The 22,319-nt window shown below is 65.8% G+C and carries 16 protein-coding genes; 1 reads left to right on the forward strand and 15 read right to left on the reverse strand.

Going from position 1 to position 22,319, the window contains the following annotated elements; translation table 11 throughout:
• Positions 1-531: 531 nt before the first annotated feature.
• A complete protein-coding gene (locus GXY33_19295; protein NLX07290.1) occupies positions 532-3,090 on the forward strand; it encodes a hypothetical protein in 2,559 nt (852 codons plus the stop codon).
• Between the two features lie 10 nt (positions 3,091-3,100).
• On the opposite strand, the gene GXY33_19300 is transcribed toward GXY33_19295, so the two are convergent.
• The 15 genes from GXY33_19300 to GXY33_19370 all read right to left on the reverse strand — a co-directional run.
• Entirely contained in the window at positions 3,101-5,197 is a 2,097-nt protein-coding gene (locus GXY33_19300; GenBank protein ID NLX07291.1) for a discoidin domain-containing protein, read from the reverse strand.
• A gap of 32 nt (positions 5,198-5,229) precedes the next feature.
• Positions 5,230-5,667, reverse strand: a complete 438-nt coding sequence (locus GXY33_19305; GenBank protein ID NLX07292.1) for a DUF3574 domain-containing protein — start codon at positions 5,665-5,667, stop codon at positions 5,230-5,232.
• A gap of 1 nt (position 5,668) precedes the next feature.
• A complete protein-coding gene (locus GXY33_19310) occupies positions 5,669-6,778 on the reverse strand; it encodes a hypothetical protein (GenBank protein NLX07293.1) in 1,110 nt (369 codons plus the stop codon).
• Positions 6,779-6,880: 102 nt separating this feature from the next.
• Positions 6,881-8,710 carry a hypothetical protein gene (locus GXY33_19315; protein ID NLX07294.1) on the reverse strand — a complete coding sequence of 610 codons (1,830 nt, stop codon included), beginning with the start codon at positions 8,708-8,710 and terminating at the stop codon, positions 6,881-6,883.
• Between the two features lie 24 nt (positions 8,711-8,734).
• Positions 8,735-10,687 carry an alpha-galactosidase gene (locus GXY33_19320; protein ID NLX07295.1) on the reverse strand — a complete coding sequence of 651 codons (1,953 nt, stop codon included), beginning with the start codon at positions 10,685-10,687 and terminating at the stop codon, positions 8,735-8,737.
• A 52-nt stretch (positions 10,688-10,739) separates the two neighbouring features.
• Entirely contained in the window at positions 10,740-12,707 is a 1,968-nt protein-coding gene (locus GXY33_19325) for an alpha-galactosidase (protein NLX07296.1), read from the reverse strand.
• Positions 12,708-12,745: 38 nt separating this feature from the next.
• The gene (locus tag GXY33_19330; protein NLX07297.1) at positions 12,746-15,382 is read right to left on the reverse strand and encodes a hypothetical protein; all 2,637 of its coding nucleotides are present in this window, start codon (positions 15,380-15,382) and stop codon (positions 12,746-12,748) included.
• A 34-nt stretch (positions 15,383-15,416) separates the two neighbouring features.
• The gene (locus tag GXY33_19335) at positions 15,417-16,583 is read right to left on the reverse strand and encodes a hypothetical protein (GenBank protein NLX07298.1); all 1,167 of its coding nucleotides are present in this window, start codon (positions 16,581-16,583) and stop codon (positions 15,417-15,419) included.
• Positions 16,580-17,245: a bifunctional 4-hydroxy-2-oxoglutarate aldolase/2-dehydro-3-deoxy-phosphogluconate aldolase gene (locus GXY33_19340; GenBank protein NLX07299.1), complete on the reverse strand. Its 666-nt coding sequence runs from the start codon at positions 17,243-17,245 to the stop codon at positions 16,580-16,582. The genes GXY33_19335 and GXY33_19340 overlap by 4 nt, the downstream gene beginning before the upstream one ends.
• An 18-nt stretch (positions 17,246-17,263) precedes the next feature.
• Positions 17,264-18,340: an Ldh family oxidoreductase gene (locus GXY33_19345; GenBank protein NLX07300.1), complete on the reverse strand. Its 1,077-nt coding sequence runs from the start codon at positions 18,338-18,340 to the stop codon at positions 17,264-17,266.
• Positions 18,337-19,458, reverse strand: a complete 1,122-nt coding sequence (locus GXY33_19350) for an iron-containing alcohol dehydrogenase (GenBank protein NLX07301.1) — start codon at positions 19,456-19,458, stop codon at positions 18,337-18,339. Before GXY33_19350 ends, GXY33_19345 begins: the two co-directional genes overlap by 4 nt.
• A 4-nt stretch (positions 19,459-19,462) precedes the next feature.
• Positions 19,463-20,431 (reverse strand): C-terminal binding protein, encoded by a 969-nt coding sequence (locus tag GXY33_19355; GenBank protein NLX07302.1) that lies wholly within the window; start codon positions 20,429-20,431, stop codon positions 19,463-19,465.
• Positions 20,432-20,477: 46 nt separating this feature from the next.
• Positions 20,478-21,266, reverse strand: coding sequence for a fumarylacetoacetate hydrolase family protein (locus GXY33_19360; GenBank protein NLX07303.1), 789 nt, complete (start codon positions 21,264-21,266; stop codon positions 20,478-20,480).
• Positions 21,267-21,301: 35 nt separating this feature from the next.
• Entirely contained in the window at positions 21,302-22,093 is a 792-nt protein-coding gene (locus tag GXY33_19365) for an SDR family oxidoreductase (GenBank protein ID NLX07304.1), read from the reverse strand.
• The coding region (locus tag GXY33_19370; GenBank protein NLX07305.1) for a hypothetical protein at positions 22,090-22,319 on the reverse strand (230 nt) is incomplete at its 5' end. The genes GXY33_19370 and GXY33_19365, both read right to left, overlap by 4 nt.

Genomic DNA, 22,319 nt, shown 5'->3' on the forward strand with positions numbered 1-22,319 from the left:
CTGCCTGACTCTTCGACTCCCTGTCCCCCTGCCATGGGACCGCCGACAAATCTCACAATTTGCACAGAACCCGCGTAACCCGCCCCTCGCCAATCACTTCCCCCACCCCCACCGGAGGAACCCGACTATGCAAATCGCACGAATTGTACAAAACGCACCATCTCCTGCTCGCCTGTTGACCCGCTCCCTTTCCCTGCTCTCGCCCCGCCGGAGCGCGAGCCACCGCCAAATATCACAATCTGTACAAAACCCCCGCAACCCGCCTCGACACGTCACCTTACAGCACCCCCTCCAAAAAACCGCACCCGTACAAATGGCGCATTCTGTACAAAACGTACAAGCCCCAGAACCGCTCGCGAACCCGCCCCTCTTCGTCCGCCAAATTCCAAATCCGAAATCCGAAATCCGAAATCATAAATCCCAAACCTACCCTCCCCGCAACCGATCCGGTACAATCCCGTATAAAATGTTCCATATGTCTCTGATCATCGGTCTGCCAACCGTGTGCCTATCCAAAATGGAGCCTGGCGTATGAAACCCAATGTCACCCTCGCCCTCGCCTTCGCCCTGGCCGCCTCAGCCGGCCTCTCCGCCCAGACCACCCAATCCACCCAGCCGTCGCCGCCCGGAGTCGTCATCATCGACGATATGGAAAACTTCGACCACTGGACCTGGAACCAGGACGTCACCCCGGTCCTCGACAAATCCATGCGCAAAATCGGCAACGCCTGCATCAACGTCCAGTTCCTCATCGACAAGACCAAGCCCAACGCCGCCTGGATCGCCCGAACCGGCGTCGGACTCGACCGCGTGCCCAAGTACCTCCAAGCCTTCGTCCTCGTGCCCCGATGGCAGAAGTTCGCCTGGGGCGAAGCCCGAATCCGCATGATCGTCCAGGACGCCGACGGCACCGCCGTCATGACCTTCATCTCCGGCCTCTACGAAGGAACCGACGGCCGCGACTCCCCCATCTTCGCCAAGCCGTGGTACTACGTCTGGCCCAAGATCCGCGTTGAACTGGCCTCCTTCGAACCCTACTGGCCCGGCACTAATGGCACGCTCGACGGCATCGAGACCATCAGCTTCGAAATGCCCCACCGCGTCGAAGAGTACATGTTCGACGGACCCTATGAATACCGCATCGACGAGTTGGCCGCGATCTTCGACGACGCCGATCCCTACATCGCCGACCGCGCCGCCGCCGTCCGTCAGCGGGGCAAAGCCCTCCTCCAGCAACTCGACGGCCTGCGCGAAACACATCAGGGCACGTGGTACCGCTACCCGCTGGCCAGCCTGACCGCCCTCGACGTCTTCTGCGACTGGGCCGTCGAGGAAACCCAGGACCCCGAAAAGAAATGGGTCCGCGCCGAACGCGAACTGATCTACCTCGACCGCCTCTGCGACGACCTGGCCGCCGGATTCGACCGCCTCGAAAAGGGCGAGAACCCCTGGCCCGACGTGGCCGAACCCGACGTGACCGCCCTGACCGTCGAAAACGGCAACTACCGCAATGAGCAGGGCCCGGTCTACATCACCGGCTTCTGCCACCATCCCAGCAACCTCGGCATCTTTCGCCGCCTGGGCCTTAACGGCACGACCCTCGGCTGCACCCTCGGCGAGACCCGGCCGGAGCCGGACGTCACCAACAAACCTGAAAACCTCGTCACCTTCTGCGACAACGCCGCCAAACACAACATCGCCTGCGACCTGCTGATCACCCCCCACCACGCCCCCGGCTGGGCCCTGGCCAAATGGCCCGACATCTGCCCCAGCAACCTCCGCCGCGTCCGCAACCAGTTCCTCCCCTGGAACCTCTCAAGCCCCAACTTCCGAAACCTCGTCGCTGAGCACGCCGAAGCCGTCGCCACCACCGTTCGCGACTGCAAAAACCTGCTGAGCTACGACCTGACCAACGAACTGTGGTACCTGATGCTCGGCGACTTCGCCGCCGACGACTTCCGCGCCTGGCTCAAACAGCGATACGAAACCGTCGACGCCCTCAACCAGGCCTGGGGCACGACCTTCGAAAACTTCGAAACCGTCCAGTACCTGACCGCCGTCGACCGCGCGGTCAGCGACCTGTTCCTCTTCAACCAGGACCGCGTCACCGACTTCTACACCTTCTTCGTCAACGAGGTCCGCAAGCACGACGACACCAAACCCGTCTACATCAAGATCCACGGCGCCTGGCGGCACCTGATGAGCGTCGACAAGCCCGCCCTCTGCCGCGTGCTGACCGGCGTGGGCTCCGACTGCTTCAGCCGACTCGACAACCCCGACGATGACCTGGTCATGGACCTCTGGACCACCATGATGATCACCAACATGTACCACTCACTTGAACCCGACAAGCCCATGATCGACTCCGAGCAGCACATGATCTGGTACGGCCACGTCGTCACCTACGACTACATCCGCGCCCTGTGCTGGTGGCGGGCCGTCCAGGGACTCGACGCCAACTACGTCTGGCTCTGGAACCGTACCTTCGAAAACGCCGAAGACAACCTCTGCACCCAGCCGTGGGCCATGGTCGGACTCTGCGAGACCGCCCTCGACCTCCAACGCCTCAACACCCTCGTCGCCGACTTCCAAGCCTACCGGCCCGACGTGCTCCTCGTCGACAGCGGCGCCAAAACCCCCGACGCCTACAAACTCCTCAGCTACGCCGGACGGGCCTTCAACCTCCTGACTCCGCAGGCCCTCACCGACGATCGGCTCAAAACGTACAAAACGATCATCTTCCCCGACGGCTATCGCATCGACGACCAGACACCCCAATGGCTCGCCGCCGCCGAAAAAGCCCAAATCAATGTGATCCAAATCGACGACCAGACCACCACCCGCAGCCTCGCCCAGCGCATCGTTTCGCGGGCGACGCCGATCGCCGAGAACATCGACGGCGTGATCAACCACACCGTGCTCGACCCGGCTGGGCGGACCATGACCTTCCTGCTCAACATCAACACCGAGCCGGTCCGAGTCCGACTCGCCCCGCCCGCCGAGGGCCAGTGGACCAACCCGATCAGCCGCGAAACCGTCGGCGAAACGATCGAACTGCGACCGTCCGTCCCGGTGATCCTGACGATGTAGCCCACCAGGGTCACTTCAGGCGAATGAGGATCGGGTAGTCGCGGACAATGACGCCGCCAACGGTCGTGCCGTTGGCGGTCGACTCGAAGCGGAGCGTCTGCTCCGCGCCGTTGATCGGCTCGTAACCCGTTACCTGGCCGGCTTTTGCGTTGACGATCAGGTTGCAGGATTGGCCGGGGCAGTCGTCTTGGGCGCGGCCGGCGGTCCAGAGGGCCAGGACGGTCTCGCCGTCGCGCCGGAGGACGGCGGAGCAGAGATCCCCGATCGGCGGGTCGGTGCGAAAGTCGAGCTCAGCCGGCTCGAGGCCGTCGAGGGCGGTGCTGAGGTTTCGCAGGACGTAGTACGCCGGCTGCGGCTGCATCGCGGTCAGCGGTTCGCCGACGAAGGCTTTGCGGGTCAGGCTCAGATCGAGGGGGTAGTTGGCGTCGCTGTAGCCGCAGTAGAACGACTCAGCGGGCAGGGCGGTGTGCGTGAGAGTGAGGCGGGCGAGGTACTTGGCCTTTTCGATTTCAGTGCAAGGGAGGTCGCCCCACCAGTTGGGCGGGGCGGGGGCTGGGTAGCTGGCGCCCCAGGCCCACTCGGTGACCATGTACCGGCCGGCAAAACCGCAGGACTCGCAGTAGCGCTGCACCGCGCGGACGTCGTCGAGGTAGCGGCGGACAAAGGGGTGATCGGGATCGGCCTGGTAGAACGGGTGCCAGGCGATGATATCGACGTCGCGGGCCAGTTCACGGACCACCCGCAGGAACATGTCCGATTGACGGCGGGATTCCCACTCGCGCTCGTCCCAACCGCTGATGCCGTAGACGAACCCAGCGTACGAGCCGAGCATGATCTCAGCGTCCGGGCAACATTCGCGAAGGATTGGAATCGTCCTGCGGGCGAGGGCGACGTAGCGGTCGGGATCGGGCGCATCGCCCCAGTACCCGCCGGTGTTCCACTCGTTCCAGACTTCAAAGACCTTGACGCGGTCGCGGAAGTGCTGGGCCATGAAGCGGACGTAGCGGGCCCAGGCGTCCAGCGCCTCGGGCGTGGTCGGCGGGGCGGGATTCTCCCAGTACCACTCCCAGAGCTGGGGCAGATGCCGCGTGGGGTCCTTCTGGGTGTAGAGGCGGTTGCCGAAGCCCAGGGACAAAACGACGTCCACGCCGTGGGCGACCATGTCGGTGACAGCCAGGTCGGCCACCGGATCGACGGCGAGCTTTCCGCGCTGCTGCTCGACGTAGTGCCAGTTGATCACGTCGTCGTGGAAGCCGAAGCGGACCCATTTGAAGCCCAGGTCGTAGTACGTGGCCCAGATGTCGTGCCAGGTCTGGCGCTCCGCGTGGAAGCCGTGCATGGTGGAGCTGACGGACACGCCCGCGCCGAGGGTGGGCAGCGCGAGGTTGCGCCCGGTGTGCCCGCGCACTTCGACGGCGGCGATGGAGAAGGAGTGGCCCCAGTTCTCGATGCGAGGGAAGCCGCGGGCGACGATCCATATCTGCTTGGCCGGGCGCGGATCGAAGACAAATTCTAAGTCGTACCGATCGGCGGCGTCGCCGGAAGGGCCGTCAAAGACGGTATCCCAATGATGGGCGTCGCGCGAGACTCGGATGGTCAGATGCCGGGCCATGGCCATGCCGACTTCGACGGCGGGTTCGTCCATATGGGCTGACCCGGCGGGTCGGCGCACGCGCGGGACGGGTCCGGGCCGGCGCTTGTGGAGCGTGACCGACGAGACGGTCTGTTCGCGGGCCAGGTCGATGCGAATCCAGACGGGTTCGGCGTCGGGCTGCGGGAACGGATGGCTGGACCAGCAGGTTTCGCGGTCACCGTCGATCAGGTGGATCGGTTCGAGCGGCAGGGCGTCGTTGGCGGCGGTGCGCGGCAGGCGGCCGATGGCGGCGCCGAGGCGGTTCATGCGAATCTCGGCGCTCGTCTTGAGAGGCGTCTTGCGGAAGGGATTGTCGTTGCCCTGTTGGATGGCCACGTCGTCGAGCAGATCGGGGCTTTGGGCGAGGATCTGGGTCGCGCCGTAGCCGACGACGGGCACGCCGCCGCAACGGGCGCGAACGACACCGTCCTGGAAAACCAGCTTGACCGTCTGCGATTGCGTTTGGTCGCTCATGATAGCTCCGATGAAAAGGCGGGTGCGTCGGTTCAGAAGGAAACCCACTGGCGTGTCTGGACCAGCAGGACGCTTTCCTGATCGAACGTTCGGCGATAGGTGTCGCGGATGTTCTGGATGGCGCGGCGATGCTCGGCTGAGTCGTCGCGAAGGATGATAATGACCTTCGAAGGCTCCTGGATGATCCGGCCGGCGGCATTTCGCCATTGGCCGGCGGCGTCGAGGATGGTCAAGCCGTCGGGGAATCGCGGCGTGACGTGCGCATCGACGAACCGTTGCCACTGGTCGGCTGCGATCGGCGAACCGTCGGGCCGCAAGAGTCCGAAATACAATTCGGTGCGGACCATTCGATGGGCGTCGGAGCGCCACTTCGTTTCGGCGCAGGCGGGCAGCATCGCCAGCATGCACGCGGCAAGCAGGATCCTGATGTTCCGTTGGACATAGGCTTGTGTTGAACGGTCCGCGGTCATGTCAGCTTTCCCGGTTGTTGGCGAGAACGGCCTGGCCGGTCAGGTCGGCTATGTTTTGATCGGCGTGGCCGTAGAGGATGTTGCCTTGAATAAGGACGTGCTCGGAATCTTTGACGACGATGCCGTGGCGCGGCGTGGGGTTTTCCACGAAGGCGTGGTCGTGGCCGCTGCAGATGCAGGAGGAGACGACCACGTGCTCGGCCCCGTCGATTTCGATTCCGGCCCGGCGGTTGTTGTAGGCGTGGATGCCGGTGACGATGACGTTCCGCGGCGGTCGTCCGCGGCCGTCGGCGGCGATGCGGATGCCGCAGTCCCAGCCGCCGATATCCGCGCCGCCGGTGACGGTGACGCAATCGGTGTTGGGACCGATCAGGATGCCGGCTTTGCCCTTGCGGACGGCGGTGACGCCGATAATCTTGACGCCGCCGAGGCGGGCCCCGCCGTCGTCGGGCGAGGCCAGAACGATGCCGTACTCGTCGTGATCGGAAAACTCGCCGCCGACGATCTTGGCGTAGTGGCAGCGTTCGATCATCAGGCCGACGCCGCAGACCTGTGGATCGCAGAACTGGAGCTGCGGCGCGTCGACCACGCCCGCCCGCTCGCTGTCGCCGCCGCGCAGGTGGATGCCGATCTGGCAGTGGTTGACGCCGACGTTGTGGAGCGAGAGCAGGTCGGCGTCGCCGCGGACGAGGATGCCGGCCTTGCCGTTAGCGCGTCCGGAGCCGATCAGGTGCAGATGGCTGATCGAGACGCCGGCGACCTTGACGGTTTTGCCGAAGATTTCGAGCAGGTCCACGTCGCGGTCGCAGCGGAAGACCGTGCCCTCGTTGCCGCCGCTGAACACGATCCCGCGTCCGGCCCCTTCGAGATGGACGCCGTGCTTGTCCTCGATCCGGACGGTGGAGTTCAGGTCGTAGGTTCCAGCGGCGATACCGATCTTGCCGCCGACCGACGGCAGGCGGTCGATCGCCTTCTGGAGAACGACGGAGGCGTCGGCCCCGCCTTCGACGTTGCCGTAGCGGGCCGACCAGGCGACGACGTTGCCGGCGTCATTGTGGTGGAGGATGAAATCCGCGGCAGATGGCTGATAGCCCGGCTTGTCGGCCGACATGGCTTGCCTTTCGTGCTGCGATGGATGTTGGTCCCTCGATCGGACGGGCAGGAGCATAACCGCCGACGAACGTGTTGTCCAGATCGAATGGCGGATCAACGGTCACCGGTAGAGCGGCAGCGACGGGCCGGGCGGATCGGCGCTGACGACCTGATTGCCGCGCCAGGTGAAGGTGACTTCGGAGTTTTCGACGGTCTGACCGGCCGACGACATGCGGCTGTGGGATTCGCCGTAGGCGATGACGTAGCCGGTGGTCTGGCTATCTTCGGCGGCGGCGATCCCGCCGAAGAGGCTCAGGGCCTGGCGCTGGCGGAAGCAGACGAGCGGATAGGTCACCGCGAGTTGGGCGCCGGCGCGTGACCGATCGAAGACGACGTAGTCGCCGCGCCACGCGGCGGGGATTTCACAGCCGTCGACGAAGGTCCGGACGGCGGCCCGATCGGTCCAGGTCGGCGGGCGGAAGTGGACGTTCTTTCCGCGATGCGGAACGATGGCGACCCGGCCGGCATCCGGCAGCGCGGTGGTCACGGTCGCCGCGGGCGCACTGACCGGCAGCGACATGTTGACCAGGATGCGATCGCCTTGTTCGATGACGGTGTTGTTCCAGGCGGTGTGGATGGAGCGCATGCCCTCGGGCGAGCAGCAGCCCGAAACGTTCATGTGCTTGGGCCCGAAGAGCCAATCGACCAGGTCGTTGGGACCCGGAGCGCCGCAGAAGCCGCCCTCGAAATCGCGAAGCACGGCGAGTGCGTCATCGACCTCGCGCGGCCGGTCGGGATACAGGGCGCGATAGTGGGCTTCGTACGCGGGCGTGATGGCGAACTGGCAGGTGCGGATGTAGTTGCGGACGAAGCGCTCGACGTGATCCCAGTATTCGGACAGGCCGGCGCGGGCGAGGCAGGCGGCGGTCGAGATCATGTCGGCCGTCGCGCAGGTCTCGGAGAGCCGGGCGACCGTCTCATCCCAATAGCCGGCGGAGAACCAGCCGGTGTCGTAGCTGCGGCGGCGCTGGAATTCGTAGACGCGGCGGGCGAAGTCGATATACTTGGGATGGCCGGTGACCTCGCCGAGCCACGCCACACCCCAGACCGCGTGCATGGTGATGTGGGCGTGGCCGCAATGGCTGCCATCGGGCCGGATGCGGGCGGCGCCGCGATTCGGCTGGAGCTCGGCGACAAAGCCGTCGGCCAGGGCGCAACAGTAGTCGAGGATGGCTTCGTCGCCCGAAGCCAGGTAGTAGCCCAGCAGGTGCATGCCATCGACGGGGAACTGGCGTTCCCAGCCGGTCTGCAGGACCTTGCCGTCGATCCACGGGCCGAACCCGTCCTTGTGGTAGGCGCGGCCGGTGTCCAACGTGGCGAGCGTGGTCAGGGCGTGGGCCATGCGTCCGGCCTGCTCCAGCGAAGCGCGGTTGCCGTTGCGCTGGTGGTCGGTGCAGAGGCTGGCGATGATCTTGCCGGTGGTCCAGGGGCTGATGCCCAGGCCGGATGTGATCTCCTCGCCGGCGTAGACCTTGCCTTCCTCGGCGGCGCCGTTTTCGCACCAGGCGAAGTGATCGTCCTTGACGTAGCCCATGATCCGCCGGCGCAGGCCCAGTTCGGTTGTGGTCGGCTGATCGAGGCCGAGGATTTCCCGCATGTTCCAGAACTCCCAGTCCATGCGGCAGTCGGTGTCGCCGATGGCGATGGGGTCCGGTCCGGAGGGAACCGGCGGCAGGTGCAGCAGGCCGCACTGGAAGCGGGCCTGGTAGTCGTATTGCGAAACGGGATTGCGCTCCAGGTAGTTCATCGCCCGTCCGGCGATGGCGACGAAGTCGATTTCATCGGGGCTCGCCGGTGCGTCGGGCAAACCGGCGGGAATGGTTTCGAGGACGGTCAGTTCGTCCTGGAGTCCGGCGTGACGCAGGTTGGGCAGAATCGATTGATCGTTCATGATATGCTCCCGGTTGAGGGCGAATCAGTTCAGCTTCCTGTAGAATACGATTTCCGAGTCGGGTCGGTCGGGCAGTTCGATGTCGATGCCGGCTGACAGCTCGGCGCCCGTGGCTGTTCGCGCGTGTCCGGCGTCGGCCCACGTCAGTTCGTAGGTGCAATCGTCTTTCAATCCCTTCAGCACGATGCGTCCCTTGGAGAGCGGGCAGTTCTCGCGGCGGAAGAACATGGCTGCGCCCTGGTTGAGGTCCTCGCGCCAGAACTGGTATCCGCACCAGACGTCCTCGGCGGAGGACCGTTCGAAGAGTTCGTAGAAATCGCCGAGCAGCAGCGGTCGCAGGCGGCCGTATTCGGCGAGGCGTTCGGCCAGGGCGGTCGGGTCAAACTCATCGGTCTCCGGGTCGAAGGCGGTCACCACGGCGGCGGAGGCGATGCAACTGCGGAAACGGTACGGGTCTTTGGAGTTGACTCCCGTGCCGCTCAGGGGAAAGTAGCGCGAAAGGCCCTGGGTGTGGCCCTGCGAAGCGGCGGGATCAAAGGCCCAGTCGTTCCGCCAAAGCGGGATGCTGCGGCGGCAGGCCTCCAGGTCGATCCGCCGTCCGCCGCTGGCGCAATTGTCGATCAGCAGGCCCGGGTTGCGGCGAAGCAGTTCGTCCCACATCCAGTAGAGGCCCTCGATGTGCCGGATCTCCGAGATTCCCCGGCGGTCCGGAGCGTCGGCGAGCGACCAGAATTCATCCGGCGGGAAGTTCATGTCCTGGCGGTAGACGGTGACGCCGCAGCGTTGGACAATCTCCGTGACCGTCTCGACGAACCATTCGGCGGCTTCGCGAATTCCCAAATTCAACAGGGCTTCACTTTGCGGAAGCCAACGCATTCGGCGGCGGGTCTGATCTTCGTTGGGCACGAGCAGCCACTCGGGATGCTCGTTCCAGAGGAATGTGCCGGGCGCGACCCGTTCGGGCTCGAACCACAGGACAAATCCAAGGCCGTTGTCTCTGGCGTATCGGCCGATGGGTTCGAGGCCGTTGGGCCAGTTCTTGTCGGTCGGCGTCCAGTCGCCGACGGTGAGACCCCACGGTTTGTCCTCGCCGTACCAGCCGGCGTCGAGCCAGAAAGTGTTCAGGCCATAATTCGCGGCGAGTTGTTGATCGATCCAGGCCTTCTGATTCTCTTCTGTGCAGTCCTGGCCGCAGCGGTACTTGCCCCAACTGCACGTGCTGACGATCTCGGCTGGGATTTGGCCGTCGATCTTCGGCGTGTGGTGCTTGAGGATGAACTGCCGGTAGGCGTTGCGGGCCTGTTCGGGCGGTCCGTCCCAGTGAAACAGCACGATCCGCGGCGTGCGGACGGTCTCGCCGGGCAGCAGCTTGAATCGCACGTGGTCCCACCCGGCCATGAATTGGAGGTCTTTCTCGTCCGTGCGGATGAACCGGGCGTACCACGTGCCGGTCCAGCCGACCGCGCAAATCAGCGTGGCGCCGTCGTACTCGAGGTCGAACGTCGGCATCACGCCGCCGCGCCGCCAGCTTTGTCCGTCGTCGCTGCTTCGCCCGTCGAGGCAGCCGAGGCGGCAGTCGTCCCAGTACCACAACCGCCGACGCTGCGGCGTGAAGTCTTCGGCGGCGGATGCGCAGCCGGTCAGCGTGTTGAGCATGTACTCCGGATCGCCGTCGCGGCGGATTTTGATGTCGAGGACGTTGATGTTCTCGCAGATCGCGGAGTCCTCGCCGCCGGTGTTGGTCAGGTGCAGCACCCACTCGACGGCGGGTGCGTCGCCGTAGCGTTTGATCTCGGCCCGAATCTGGAGATCGGACCCCAGCACCCGGTAATCGCGGACGGTGAGGCCTTCGGTCGAGACGGCTGCCTCTCCGGCGGCGCGAATCTCGGCGCATTTGCCGCCGTATTGCATGGAGAACGGGACTTCGCCTTCGGATCGGACCAGCCGTTGCCAAACGGATTGCGTCAGATCATTCATCACGGATGACTCCTGTCGGCAATCGGTATACGGCTCGGATACAGCCGATGATCTACTCCATCGCGCGATAGACCAAGACTTTCGAGTCCGGCTGGTTGGGCAGGGCGATTTCCAGGCCGTCGGTCATCAGTTGCGAGCCTTTGGCTTGTACCACGGTTCCGGTGTCGCGGTCGCGGAACTCGTAGGTGCGGTTCGGATCGAGGCCGAAGAGCTTGAGTCTGGCCAGCGGGTACGGGCTGGCCTTGCGCCGCAGGGCGACCACCGCGCCGCGATTGAGATCCTTGCGGTCGAGCTGCCACACGGCCCAGATATCGGCGGCGATCGAGTGGCCGGTCAGCGGATAGAAATCGCCGAACCACAGCGGCCGGATCGCGCGAAACTCCTCGGCGCGGGTCTTGAGCTCGTCGGGATCGGTCGGGTGTTTGTCATCCCAGCAGAAGGACATCGCGGACGAAAGATGGCTGCGGAAGACGTAGCGGTCGGCGGTGTTGAAGCCGCAGCCGCTGAGGGGCACGTAGAGATTCAGGCCCAGCGCCTGGCACTGGATGCCTTCGGGCTCGAAGCAGTAGTCGGAGCGCCAGAGCGGGATGCTCCGCGAGATGGTTTCCAGGTCGATCCGCCGGCCGCCGCTGGCGCAGTTGTCGATCAGCAGGTGCGGATGGCGGCGGCGCAGTTCATCCCAGAAGGCATACAACCCCTCGACGTGGCGGATCTCGGTGATGCCCTGGCGGTCGGCGGCGTCGCTGACCTGCCAGTAGTCGAGGCAGTCCATGTTGAAGTCCTGGCGGTAGACGGTCAGGCCCAGTTCCTCGACCATCGACGAGATGTGGTCGGTCAGCCAGTCGCGGGCCTCGGGGTGGCCGAGGTTCAGCAGCGATTCGCCGCGGAAGTTGCCGCGTCGCCGGAACTCCTCGACGAAATCGCTGGGCGAGATCAGCCACTCGGGATGATTCTCGTGCAGCCAGGTGCCGGGATGGACGCGCTCGGGCTCGAACCACAGAACGAAACCCATACCGTGTTTGGCCGCTTCGTCGGTGACCGGCTTGAGCCCGTTGGGAAACGCCGCCTTCTTGGGAAACCAGTTGCCGACGTCGAGGGCCCAGTTGCCCTGGCCCTCATACCATCCGGCGTCGAGCCAGTAGGCGTCGAGCGCGACGCCCTTCTCGACCAGCCAGCGGATGGTCTCGATCTGATTCTGCTCGGTCACGCCGTTGCCCCAGTCGTGGAGGAACCAGGTGTTGGAGGCAAAGGGCGGCACGGGCGGCTTGCCGCTGGTGGTCGGCGTGTGGCGCTTGAGGATGAACTGGCGGAAGCGGTTGTGGCCGTCGAGGCGCTCGCCCTGCCAGGCGAACAAAAGGATTCGCGGCGTGCGGACGGCCTCGCCGGGCAAAAGCTTGAAGTGCGTCAGCTCCATGCCCGCGTCGATCCGCAGATCGGTCTTGTCGTTTCGCCCGAAGCGGGCGGACCACTGGCCGGACCAGCCGATCGCGACGATCAGGCCGCCGTCGTCGAAGGCGAGGTTAAAGAAGGGAAAGGCCCCATCGCTTTTTCCTCGCGCGTCGGCGGCGTTGGACGACCGGCCGCCGGCGGATGAGAGGGTCACACCGCCGTGGGGCGGCAGGACGGTCTCCCGCGGGGCGAAGTCGAGCTTGGCGGCATTACTGCCCAGGGCGTGGTGAAGGACGAATTCACCGGTCTCGCGACGCGGGAAGACCGCGTCGAGGGCGCGGATGTCCTGGAGGATCGGCGAGTCGGAGGCGCCGGTGTTTTCCAGATGCAGCACCCACTCGGCGGCGGGGAAATCGTCGTAGGCGACCAGTTCGCAGGTGATGCGCAGGCCGGTTCGCGGATCGTCGCAGACGATGGTGTGCCGCGTGCCGCCGTCGAGCGGCTCGCAGCGGACCTCGCGCGGAGTTCGGGCGAGCCACTGCGAGGACGGCTGACCGTCATACGTCAGCGAGAACGGCAGATCGGCGTGTTGGTCGAGGAAGTGTTTCTGGAGCCAGTTCTGGAGGTCCATGGGCGAGGTTCCTTACGGTATTGAAGATGCCATACAGATCAGAACATGCGAGGCCGGCCGAGCCAGGCGTAGCCGGAGGCGTGTTGTTTGGCTTGAGCGTTCCTATCGAAGCGGTCTTCGACCACGTTCCAGTGACGCATGGTGCGGTCGTCGGGAACGAGGACGTAGACTCGGCTGGGCTCGGTGGCGAACTCGACGCGCCGATTGTTGAACCGATCGAGTTTCCTGCCTTTGGCGTAGAGGTGCGTTGTGGGCCAGGGCGACTCGAGGCGGCACGGGCGGCCGAGTCGGCTCTCGACGGCGATCCACCGCACGCAGCCGTTTTTGACCTCGGCGGAGACGACGAAACCGTTCTGGGCGTGGAGGGTGAACCGCGCGTCCTGGTCGCCGGTGACCGCGGGCGCCACGCGGATTACGTCGTGATGGCTCTGCAGCAGCGACTCGTTGATCCCAGCCGCGAAACAGGACATCGCCTCCATGCCCATGTGCCGGAAGGGCCACATCCCGAAGGAGAACTTGCTCTCCGGCTTGTTCTGCTCCTCGGCGGGCAGATCGGCGTCGCGAATGCCGAACTGCGAGGTGCGGAACCGAAGGGCCGACTCGCCGCGCATGATGGCCATCGGACCGTAATGGCCCCAGCCGTTGGGATAGAACTGCCAGAAAACCACGGCCAGCTCCAGCGCCCGCCGGGCCTCGCGCCCCATCCCGAGCCGGGCGAACGCGGCGGCCAGGGGATGCCAGCCCATGCCCGGAAAGGCGAAAGCCTTGATGGTGTTGGCGGTGGTCTTGAAGAGCTCGCGGTCTTTGCAGTCGAGATCGACGAGGCCGGAGGGATAGACAGCGGCGTTCTCGACCCACGGGAAGATGCCGTCGTAACAGCGCAGGTCGTCGCGGACGCCCTCGGGAAGCGCGGGCTTGCCCTCCTGCTGACAGGTGATCTGCAGGACGTCGACCTGAGTGGGGCCGTCGTGATCGTGAGGGACGAACGAGGTCAACAGGCGCTTCTCCTCCAGGCCGACGCCGGCGGCCAGGACGCGCGACGCGATGGCCTTCTCGCCCTTGAACAGGCCGCGGAGCAGCTTGCCGCCGGCGATAAGCCTGCGGTCGGCGGCGACGGTCGGCGGATCGGCGAGGTGATCGACGATCTCCCGCCACTTGGCCGCCCGCGGCTCGTCGACGCCGGCTTCGCGAAGGGCCTCGACGGCGGTGGAAAACAGGACCCTGGCGTAGACCAGTTCGGTAACCGCGTCGCGCAGGCGAATCCAGCCCTCGTAGCCGGTGCCGTCCTTGGCGTGGTAGCGGCCGTCCTTGCCCTTGTCGAACATGCCTTCGAAGAACCGGGCGGCGTCGAGGATGTACGGCAAAGCCCGCTCGGCCAGGAAGGTCCGGTCGCCGGTGTACTTGTACTGCCGCCAGAACTCCATGGCGATCTGGGCGACCGGCGTGTGGTTTCGCCACTCGCCGTGCGAGTTGCGGCCGAGGCGGTCGCAGACGTCGGAGACGAACGCCCCGTCGCCGCCGAAGATCTTTCTGGCGTCCTGACGGGCGTAAGGCAGCGAGGCGAAACGGTACTCGAGGTACGAGTCGATCAGGTCGTGGTGGCCGGCGGCGTTCAGCGGCCAGTAGGTCTGCTGCTGGTTCCAGTGGAAATAGAAGTTCCAGTTCTGGACGTCGCGGCTCCAGGCCCACAGGCCGTTGATGAAGCGCCCCGGATACCGGCCCCGCTGCGAGGCGGCGGCGTAGTACATCGTCAGGTGCCACAGCGAATCGAGGTAGTCGTCGCCGAACTCGACCAGCGAGCGCAGCCAGAAATCCTTCCACGCCTTCTTGTGCGGCGCAGCCAGGCGGTTAAGTCCGAGTCTGGCCGACGCGGCGAGGGTCTTCTTGAGCGCCGGCAGCGGATTGCCCCTGGCCGGCGAGGTGATCGCACCGATCAAATCAAAGCCGCCCTTGCGGCCGGCGGGAAAGACCATCTTCGCCACGTGATCGCTCTCGGTGACGCATTTGGGTCCGCGGCCCTTGGCGACCGCGCGGACGCCCAGGCCGAACGCGCCGCTGGTCAGGCGATGCGTGACGTACAAGCCGTCCTTGTCGCACGACGCCTTGGTGCCGGCCAGCCCGATCGACGGGTCGCGCCGCACCAGCGAATACCAGTGCGAAAACGTCCGCGAGCCGAAGCGTTCGAGGACGACCTCGAGCGGCACGTCCTGCTTGAGCGATCTGGCGACGCGGCAGCAGAAGGTCCCGTCCTCGTGGGCGACGAAGGCGTGCACCGTCACCCGGCCGAAGGGACCTTCGGCGCGAAGCTCCAGCGTCGCCTCGGCGAGGTTCAGCCGCGCCTCGAAATCGGACAGGTAGAACACGTCAAAAACCGGGAGCTTGAAATCGACGACGATTCGCCCGCCGTGGCGGAGCGTGGTGCTGAATTCCTCCTCCTCGGACCGCCAGTTGTGAAAGCCCTCGCCCGGCGCATCGTCCCACAGGTCGCTGCGGTTGACCACCGCGATGAACCGGCTGCCTTCGCACCAGCAGAGCGCGCCGACCTCGCCGTTGCCCAGGGCGATCCCGTGCATCGGGTCGTCCGGCGGCGTGTGGTAGACCAAATCGTGCCGGCTGACGCGGCCGGGCCAGCGGATGTTCCATCGGCCGGTTTTGGGGTCGAACGCGGTCTTCATGGGCGAATCCCTCAATTCGAACTGGGGGCGTATTCTACTGCCCGTGCGAGGCCTTGAAAAGGGCCTGCAGATTTTCCAGCGGGACCTCGGGAGTCAGGACATTGGCGGGCGCGACCACGTAGGCGTTGCCGAAGGGCGCGCCGAGGGTGTCGATGGCGCGGCGGACCTCGTCGGCGACCTCCCGCGGCTTGGCCAGGGCGATCCGCTGATCGTCGATGCCGCCGGAAAAGGCGACTTTGCCGCCGAACTCGCGGGCGACCTGGTCGAGGTCCATCGCACCCGGCTGGATCGGGTCAATCACGTCCAAGCCGACGTCGATCAGGTGCGACACGATGCCGGTCACGTTGCCGCAACTGTGGAAAAACACCTCCATGCCGCCGCGATGCGCCTCGGCGATGATCTTGCGGTAGAGGTCCTCGAAGAAATCCCGCCACATGGGCACCGAGATCATCAGCGCGGTCTGGGTGCCCCAGTCGTCGGTCATGAAGATGCCGTCGGCCCCCAGTTCGCCCCACGCGCGGATCAGTTCGAGCAGGTAATCGGTGATCGCCTCGGCGAGCCGGCGGACTTCGTCCGGATGGGTGTAGAAGTCCATGAAGAGGTTTTCCATGCCGCGCAGCGAGTGGAGTCGTTCGAAGAGAGACAGCTGGATGGCCCCCGCGCAGTAGTGCCTGCGGCCGTGCAGGGCCAAGCCCTTTTTGGCTGCGTCGAGCCGTCCGGGCGCGCGGGCGTCGGGCATCTGCGTTTCGAGGTACTGATCGAGCTGCGACCAGTCAGTGATCGGGCAGGCGAGCTGCGTGGCCCCGACGCCGCCGAACGCGTGGCCCCACCGCGTGCCCCACTCGTCGGTCCACTGCCGATCGCCGGTCATCGCGTCGATCACGTTGATCGGGTCGGGCCGGCCGGCCGCCTGATGGCCGACCCACGCCTCGTAGGGCACCATCTGGAGCAGGTCGTCGGGATACTCGCAGAACAGGTCCGCCAGGGCGTCGCCGTAGCGCAGGATCACGTCGAGCGAGAGCCGCTTGTTGCGGACCGGGCAGCGCGGCACGCCGCGGCGGCGGATCGCGTCGCGGACCAGCGCCTTGGACGGCGGAGCGGCGACCAGGGCCTGATTGAGCCGCTCTTCAAAGCGGGCGGCGGCCGCCTCCATCTGCGACAGCGACATGTTGAGGTAGTCGTGAACGGCGGTGGAACTCATGCGATGGCCTCCGTGGATTGGGTGCAAAGGTTGTTCAAATCGGTCAGATACCGACGGGCGGTCATTTCGAGTCTGGCAAAGTCGCCCGCTTCGAACGCGGCCTTGTCGTAGTTCTGGCCGGCGATGGTGACGACGGCGGCCCCAGCCGCGAAGTACCGGCCCGCGACCGGCGGCGTGATTCCGCCCGCGGCGGCCATGAATCGGACCTGGCCGAACGGGGCGACCAGATCGGCGAACCACTCGAAGTTGACGTTGGCGGGAAAGACCTTGATGACGTCCACCCCGTACTTGAGGGCCTCCATGATCTCGGTCGGCGTAGCCGCGCCGGGCACCACCGGCACGCCGTAGCGGTGCGCGACCTCGATCACCTCGGGCGCCAAACCGGGCGAGACGACAAACTGCGCGCCGGCTGAGATCGCCGCCCTGGCGGTCGGCGCGTCGAGCACGGTCCCAGCCCCGAGCACCGCGTGCGGCGGCAGTTCGGCCCGGCCCCGCTCGATAAGCTCCAGCGCTCGCGGCATGGTCATGGTGAACTCGACCATGCTCATGCCGCCCGCGACGAACGCTTGGGCGGCGGGCAACACTTTGTCAGTCCGGTCCGTCCGAAAGACGGGCAGGACCCGCTGATCGTACATCCGCTGAATGATCTGGCTCTTGTTCATCTTCGCGATCCCGCGACGTCAGTGTCCAAAGTACGGTTCGGCGACCACGCCGGTCTCCTTGGCGAGAAGGGCCAGGCTCTCCGCCACGTCGTCAGGCAGGGCGATGCCAAGCCGCTGGGCCTCGTCGAACTTCTCCCATTCCATCTCGCCGGGCAAAAAGATGCGTTGCGAATTCTTGGCCTTCGGCTGGCGGCGGATGTCGCGGATCATGGCGTCCATCCGCTGCTTGAACTGCTCGATCGGCACGATGGCGCCGGGATCGATGGAGATAAACGCGTGGCCGTGGCCGGTGGGCACGGTCTGGTCGCCGAAGATCCAACTGACGACCTCGCCGCGCGACGCCGCTCCGGTCACCAGGGCCGAGAGAATGTCGATGAGCAATGCCAGGCCGTAGCCCTTGTGGCCGGCCATCGGCAGCAGCGAAGCGGCGTGAGGATAGACGCCCCCGTCGGTGGTCGGCACGCCCTCGCCGTCGACAATCCAGGTGTTCGGGATGGGTTTGCCCTGGCTGATCGCCTGATAGATCTTGCTGCCCGCGACCGTGCTCATGGCGATATCGAGCAAAACGGGCTTCTCCTCGCCCGCCGGGACGGCGAACGCCAGCGGGTTGGTGCCCAGGATGTGGCTCCGCGCGCCCGGCGCGGTCATGCTGGGCACGTCGTTGCTCATCGACAATCCAATCGCGTCGCGCCGCGCAGCCATCAAAGCATAGACGCCGGCGGCGCCGAAGTGGCAACTGTTGCGGGCGCCGACGAACGCGACGCCGGTCTTCTTGGCCTTCTCCACCGCCGTCTCCATGGCGAGTTTGCCGGTGAGCATGGCCAGGGCCGAACCGCCGTCGACCAGCGCCCACGACGGCCCTTCCTTGACGACCCGCGGCGCGGCCGATGCATCGAGGCCGCCTTCGCGAAGTCGCCGGACGTAGAGGCGAAGGTTGCGAACGCCGTGGGTGAAAACGCCGAGCTGATCGGTGGTCACGAGGACTTCGACCGCGGCCTGCGCCGCGCCGTGCTCCATGCCGACCTCGACGAGGGCGGCGGTGCAGAAGGCGATCAACTGATCGGTCCGAACGCGATCCGGAAGTGTGCGGGTCATGGTTTCTCCTGTGAACGGTCGCCCAGGGTCCGGTCGAGCATAGCTTTGATCTGCCGCTCGTCGAGGCCCGGCGAACCGGCGAAGGTGTCGTCTGTGATGCTCTCGCCGAACGCGGCGTCCATCCGGCGTTTCCAAAGCTTATCGAGGCCGATCGCCTCAACGAACCGCCGCAACCACGGACCCAACGCCGCGGCTTGCTGTTCAACCGGAGCATCGGACGGCGCAGCGGCGAGCCTGCGGGCCGCAGCGGCGTAGCGATCCGGATGTTTCGCCCACCAGACTTCGATCGCCGCCGGCAACAAGCGCGACAGGGCCAGCGTCTCCGACGGGCCGGCGGGCAAGGCGTCCATCTCAGCGGCGGCAGTGCCCGCGAGCACCGCGGCCATGGACATCTGCGCCCGGGCGTCGCGGTCGTCCGGCTTTTCGAGCACGTGCGGCAGATTCGCAGCCGCCCTGCCGATCGCCTCGAGAGCGAGCGCGTCGGTGACGGGATTGGCATGGTTGGCGCACAGAAACGCCTGCAGGCCGCGGGCCAGAACGTCGAAACCGGCCATCACGGTGGCGCGGCCGGACAGATTGTGGGTCAATTCCGGGTCCACCAGGGCGGTACGAGGAAACAGGTGCGGGCTTCGCAGCACCACGCGCCGCTGCGCGTCGCGGTCGACCAGAATCGCGGTCATGGCGACTTCGGCGCCCGCGCCGGCGACGGTTGGAACAGCCAGAACCGCCAGCGCCGTAGCGCCGATTGGCTTGCCGCCGGCGGCATAGTCACGGATGTCGCCGTCGTGCGTCGCCGCGACGGCTGCGCCCTTGGCCAGGTCGATGACCTCGCCGCCGCCGATCGCGACCAGAAGATCGCAGCCGGCTTTTCGGGCCATCGCCGCGGCTTCGTCGACGGCGTCGATGGTCGCCTCCGATCCGATAAGGTCGAAGCGCTCAACATCGAGGTCGCCTTCTTCGAGAAGATGCGCCGCGCGTTCCGCCAGACCTGAACCGTGAGGAACGATCAGCAGCGCCCGCCGCCCGAGGGCCGCCGCCTCGCGGCCAAGCGTCGCGAAAACGCCGTCGCCGAAGACGAGTTGGCCGGGCCAGCGGATGACAAAGGGCGCCAGCGCCACGTCGCTACCTCTTGACCCCGTTGACCACGTTGGGCAGCGCCTCGCCGCGAACCGCGCACGCCACCCGCTCGGCGGTGCTCTTGCGAAGGTATCGGACCGCGTTGGGCGAGGCGGAGGCGATGTGATTCGTGATGATCACGTTGTCCATCGCCAGCAGCGGGTTGTCCGGGTTGATCGGTTCCGGGTCGGTCACGTCGAGGGCGGCCCCGCTGACCTTGCCGCTGCGCAGGGCGGCGATCAGGTCGTCGGTGTGCACCAGGTCGCCGCGGGAGAGGTTGACGATCAGCACGCCGTCCTTCATCTTCGCCAGCGTTTGGGCGTTGATCATCTGTTTGGTCTGGGCCGTGCTGGGGCAATGCAGCGTCACGAGGTCGCTCTCGGCGTAGATCCGCGCCAGGTCGGCCGGCTCGAAACCCTCGCCTTTGATCTTGCCCGCCTCGACGACGGGATCGAAGACCAGCACCTTGCACTTGAAGGCTTTGAACCGCAGGGCGACTTCGCGGCCGATGCGGCCGAAACCCACCACGCCGACCGTCATGTCCTTGAGGCCGTGCATGCGGTTGATGTCCACCGGAAACTTCCACGTGCCGGTCTTGACCTGCTTGACCAGGTAGAAGAGCTGGCGGGTCAGCGACAGCGACATGGCGAGGGTGTGATCGGCGACCTCGTCGATGCAGTAGTCCGGCACATTGCAGACCGGAATGTCCTTGGCGGCCGCCGCCTGCAGATCGACATTGTCCACCCCGATCCCGTAGCGGACGATGATCCGGCACTTTTCCATCGCGCCGATCACGTTGGCGTTCACGCGGGCGAACTGCGTGATCACGTAGTCCGCGTCATGCGTCAGGTCGATCAGCTCCTGCTCGGTCTTGCACTGCCGGCCGACCAGCTCGCAGCCCAACGGTTTGAGCACCGATTCCTCGACGCCCAGGTTGTCGAACGTGTAGTCCGTTACCGCCACTTTCTTCGCCATCGTCAGTCTCCCTGTCAGGGTTTGGAATTCGTCACCTTGATTCAACCTACGCGTCGCTGCGAACCGGATTCTTGAGCGTGCCGATCCCGCTGATCTCGACCTCGACCGAGTCGCCGGCCTTCAGGTAGACCGGCGGGTTCTGGGCAAATCCGCAGCCGGCGGGCGTGCCCGTCAAAATCACCGTGCCCGGCAGCAGCGTCGTGCAGCGAGAAAGGTACGAGATCAGGTACCGCACCGAGAACACCATCAGCGAGGTGTTGGCCTGCTGCATCGTCTTGCCGTTGAGCCGCAGGCTGACCTCCAGGTTCGTCGGGTCCAGGTCGGTCTCGATCCACGGACCCATCGGGGCGAACGTCTCGAACGACTTGCCGCGGGCCCACTGCACGTCGTTCCGCTGGCAGTCGCGGGCGCTCACGTCGTTGGCGCACGTGTAGCCCAAAACGTAATCGAGGGCCTGGGCCTCGGAGACCTTGCGGGCGGCCTTCTTGATCACCACGGCCAGCTCCGCTTCGTAGTCCACCTCATCGGGGGCCATGACCGGAAGCACGATCGGATCGCCCGGGTTGGTCAAACACGAGGTGGCCTTGATGAACAGCGCCGGGGCCTTCGGCACGTCGTCGCCGCCCTCTTCAGCGTGGGCTTTGTAATTGCGGCCGAGGGCCAGCATGTTCGGCGGCAGGATCGGAGCCAGAAGCTTCACGTCCGCCAGCGCGCAGGTCTGGCCGGTGGGTTTGAGCGAACCGAGGGCGTCGCCCTCGATGACCTTGAGGGTCTGGCCCTCGACCAGGCCGTGCTGAATCTTGCCGTCTTTGGTCTGGAATCTGGCGATACGCATGGTTGCCTCCTTGAAGCGGCGCGGGATTGATCTCTCTAGAAGTCTCTGGAAAAACCGCACGTCCATCCGCCGTCGACGGTCAGGACGTGTCCGGTGATGTACGTGCTGCCGTCGCCGACGAGGAACAGGATGGCCGAGGCCATCTCCTCCGGCTCGCCGGGCCGGCCCATCGGCACGTGCGAGAGCATGCGCTGGGCCTTCTCGCGAAGCTGCGGGTCATCGCCGTAGAAGAGGCTGCGAGTCCCCTCGGTCAGCGTCGAGCCGGGCGCGACGGCGTTGACGGTGATGCCGAACGGAGCCAGTTCGACCGCCATCGCCTCGGTCAGGCGGTGGACGGCCGCCTTGGCCGCCACGTACGCGGTCTGCTGGCGGGCGGGCACGCTGCCCAGGACCGATCCGATGTTGACGATCCGGCCGGACTTCTGCGCGACCATCGCCTTGGCCGCGGCGCGGCTGCAGTAAAAGACGCCGTTGAGGTCCACGTCGAGGATGCTCCGCCAAATGTCGGTCGGCATGCCGTCGATGTTCGCCCGCTTCTCAGCCGGGGCGTTAAAGCCGGCGTTGTTGACCATGATGTCGAGCCGGCCGTGGCGCTCGACCACCGTCTGGATCAACCGGTCGACCTGCTTTTCATCCGTCACGTCGGTCTTGACGAACTGGCACGGGCCGATCCCCCCCAGTTCGGCGGCGGCGGCCGGCCCCTTGGCCGAGACGTCCGCGATGGTTACAGCCGCTCCATTCTCGAGCAGCATTTTGGTGCAGGCTTTGCCGATCCCGTCGGCGCCCCCGGTAACGATGGCAATCTTGCCGGTAAGATCCACTTTCATTGAGCTGACTCCTTGAGTTGGCCGGCGCGGGCGTTGGCCAAAACGTCGGGATTCACCACGGCCAGCGGCCGCCGGCCGGTCAGGACGCGGGCAATCTCCTCCGCCGCCCGCCGGCGGGCGTAGGCCACCGAGTTCTCGGTGTACCATGCGTAGTACGGCGTGACGATGACGTTCTCGAATTGCAGCAGCGGATGCTCAGCCGACCACGGCGGCACGTTCTCGATCA

Source organism: Phycisphaerae bacterium (assembly GCA_012729815.1).
Lineage (GTDB): Bacteria > Planctomycetota > Phycisphaerae > JAAYCJ01 > JAAYCJ01 > JAAYCJ01.

What these genes read in the sequence shown, in the direction of transcription:
- GXY33_19295 (NLX07290.1), top strand. Translation starts at nt 532, where the DNA reads ATGAAACCCAATGTCACCCTCGCCCTCGCCTTCGCCCTGGCCGCCTCA.
- GXY33_19300 (NLX07291.1), bottom strand. Translation starts at nt 5,197, where the DNA reads ATGAGCGACCAAACGCAATCGCAGACGGTCAAGCTGGTTTTCCAGGAC.
- GXY33_19305 (NLX07292.1), bottom strand. Translation starts at nt 5,667, where the DNA reads ATGACCGCGGACCGTTCAACACAAGCCTATGTCCAACGGAACATCAGG.
- GXY33_19310 (NLX07293.1), bottom strand. Translation starts at nt 6,778, where the DNA reads ATGTCGGCCGACAAGCCGGGCTATCAGCCATCTGCCGCGGATTTCATC.
- GXY33_19315 (NLX07294.1), bottom strand. Translation starts at nt 8,710, where the DNA reads ATGAACGATCAATCGATTCTGCCCAACCTGCGTCACGCCGGACTCCAG.
- GXY33_19320 (NLX07295.1), bottom strand. Translation starts at nt 10,687, where the DNA reads ATGAATGATCTGACGCAATCCGTTTGGCAACGGCTGGTCCGATCCGAA.
- GXY33_19325 (NLX07296.1), bottom strand. Translation starts at nt 12,707, where the DNA reads ATGGACCTCCAGAACTGGCTCCAGAAACACTTCCTCGACCAACACGCC.
- GXY33_19330 (NLX07297.1), bottom strand. Translation starts at nt 15,382, where the DNA reads ATGAAGACCGCGTTCGACCCCAAAACCGGCCGATGGAACATCCGCTGG.
- GXY33_19335 (NLX07298.1), bottom strand. Translation starts at nt 16,583, where the DNA reads ATGAGTTCCACCGCCGTTCACGACTACCTCAACATGTCGCTGTCGCAG.
- GXY33_19340 (NLX07299.1), bottom strand. Translation starts at nt 17,245, where the DNA reads ATGAACAAGAGCCAGATCATTCAGCGGATGTACGATCAGCGGGTCCTG.
- GXY33_19345 (NLX07300.1), bottom strand. Translation starts at nt 18,340, where the DNA reads ATGACCCGCACACTTCCGGATCGCGTTCGGACCGATCAGTTGATCGCC.
- GXY33_19355 (NLX07302.1), bottom strand. Translation starts at nt 20,431, where the DNA reads ATGGCGAAGAAAGTGGCGGTAACGGACTACACGTTCGACAACCTGGGC.
- GXY33_19360 (NLX07303.1), bottom strand. Translation starts at nt 21,266, where the DNA reads ATGCGTATCGCCAGATTCCAGACCAAAGACGGCAAGATTCAGCACGGC.
- GXY33_19365 (NLX07304.1), bottom strand. Translation starts at nt 22,093, where the DNA reads ATGAAAGTGGATCTTACCGGCAAGATTGCCATCGTTACCGGGGGCGCC.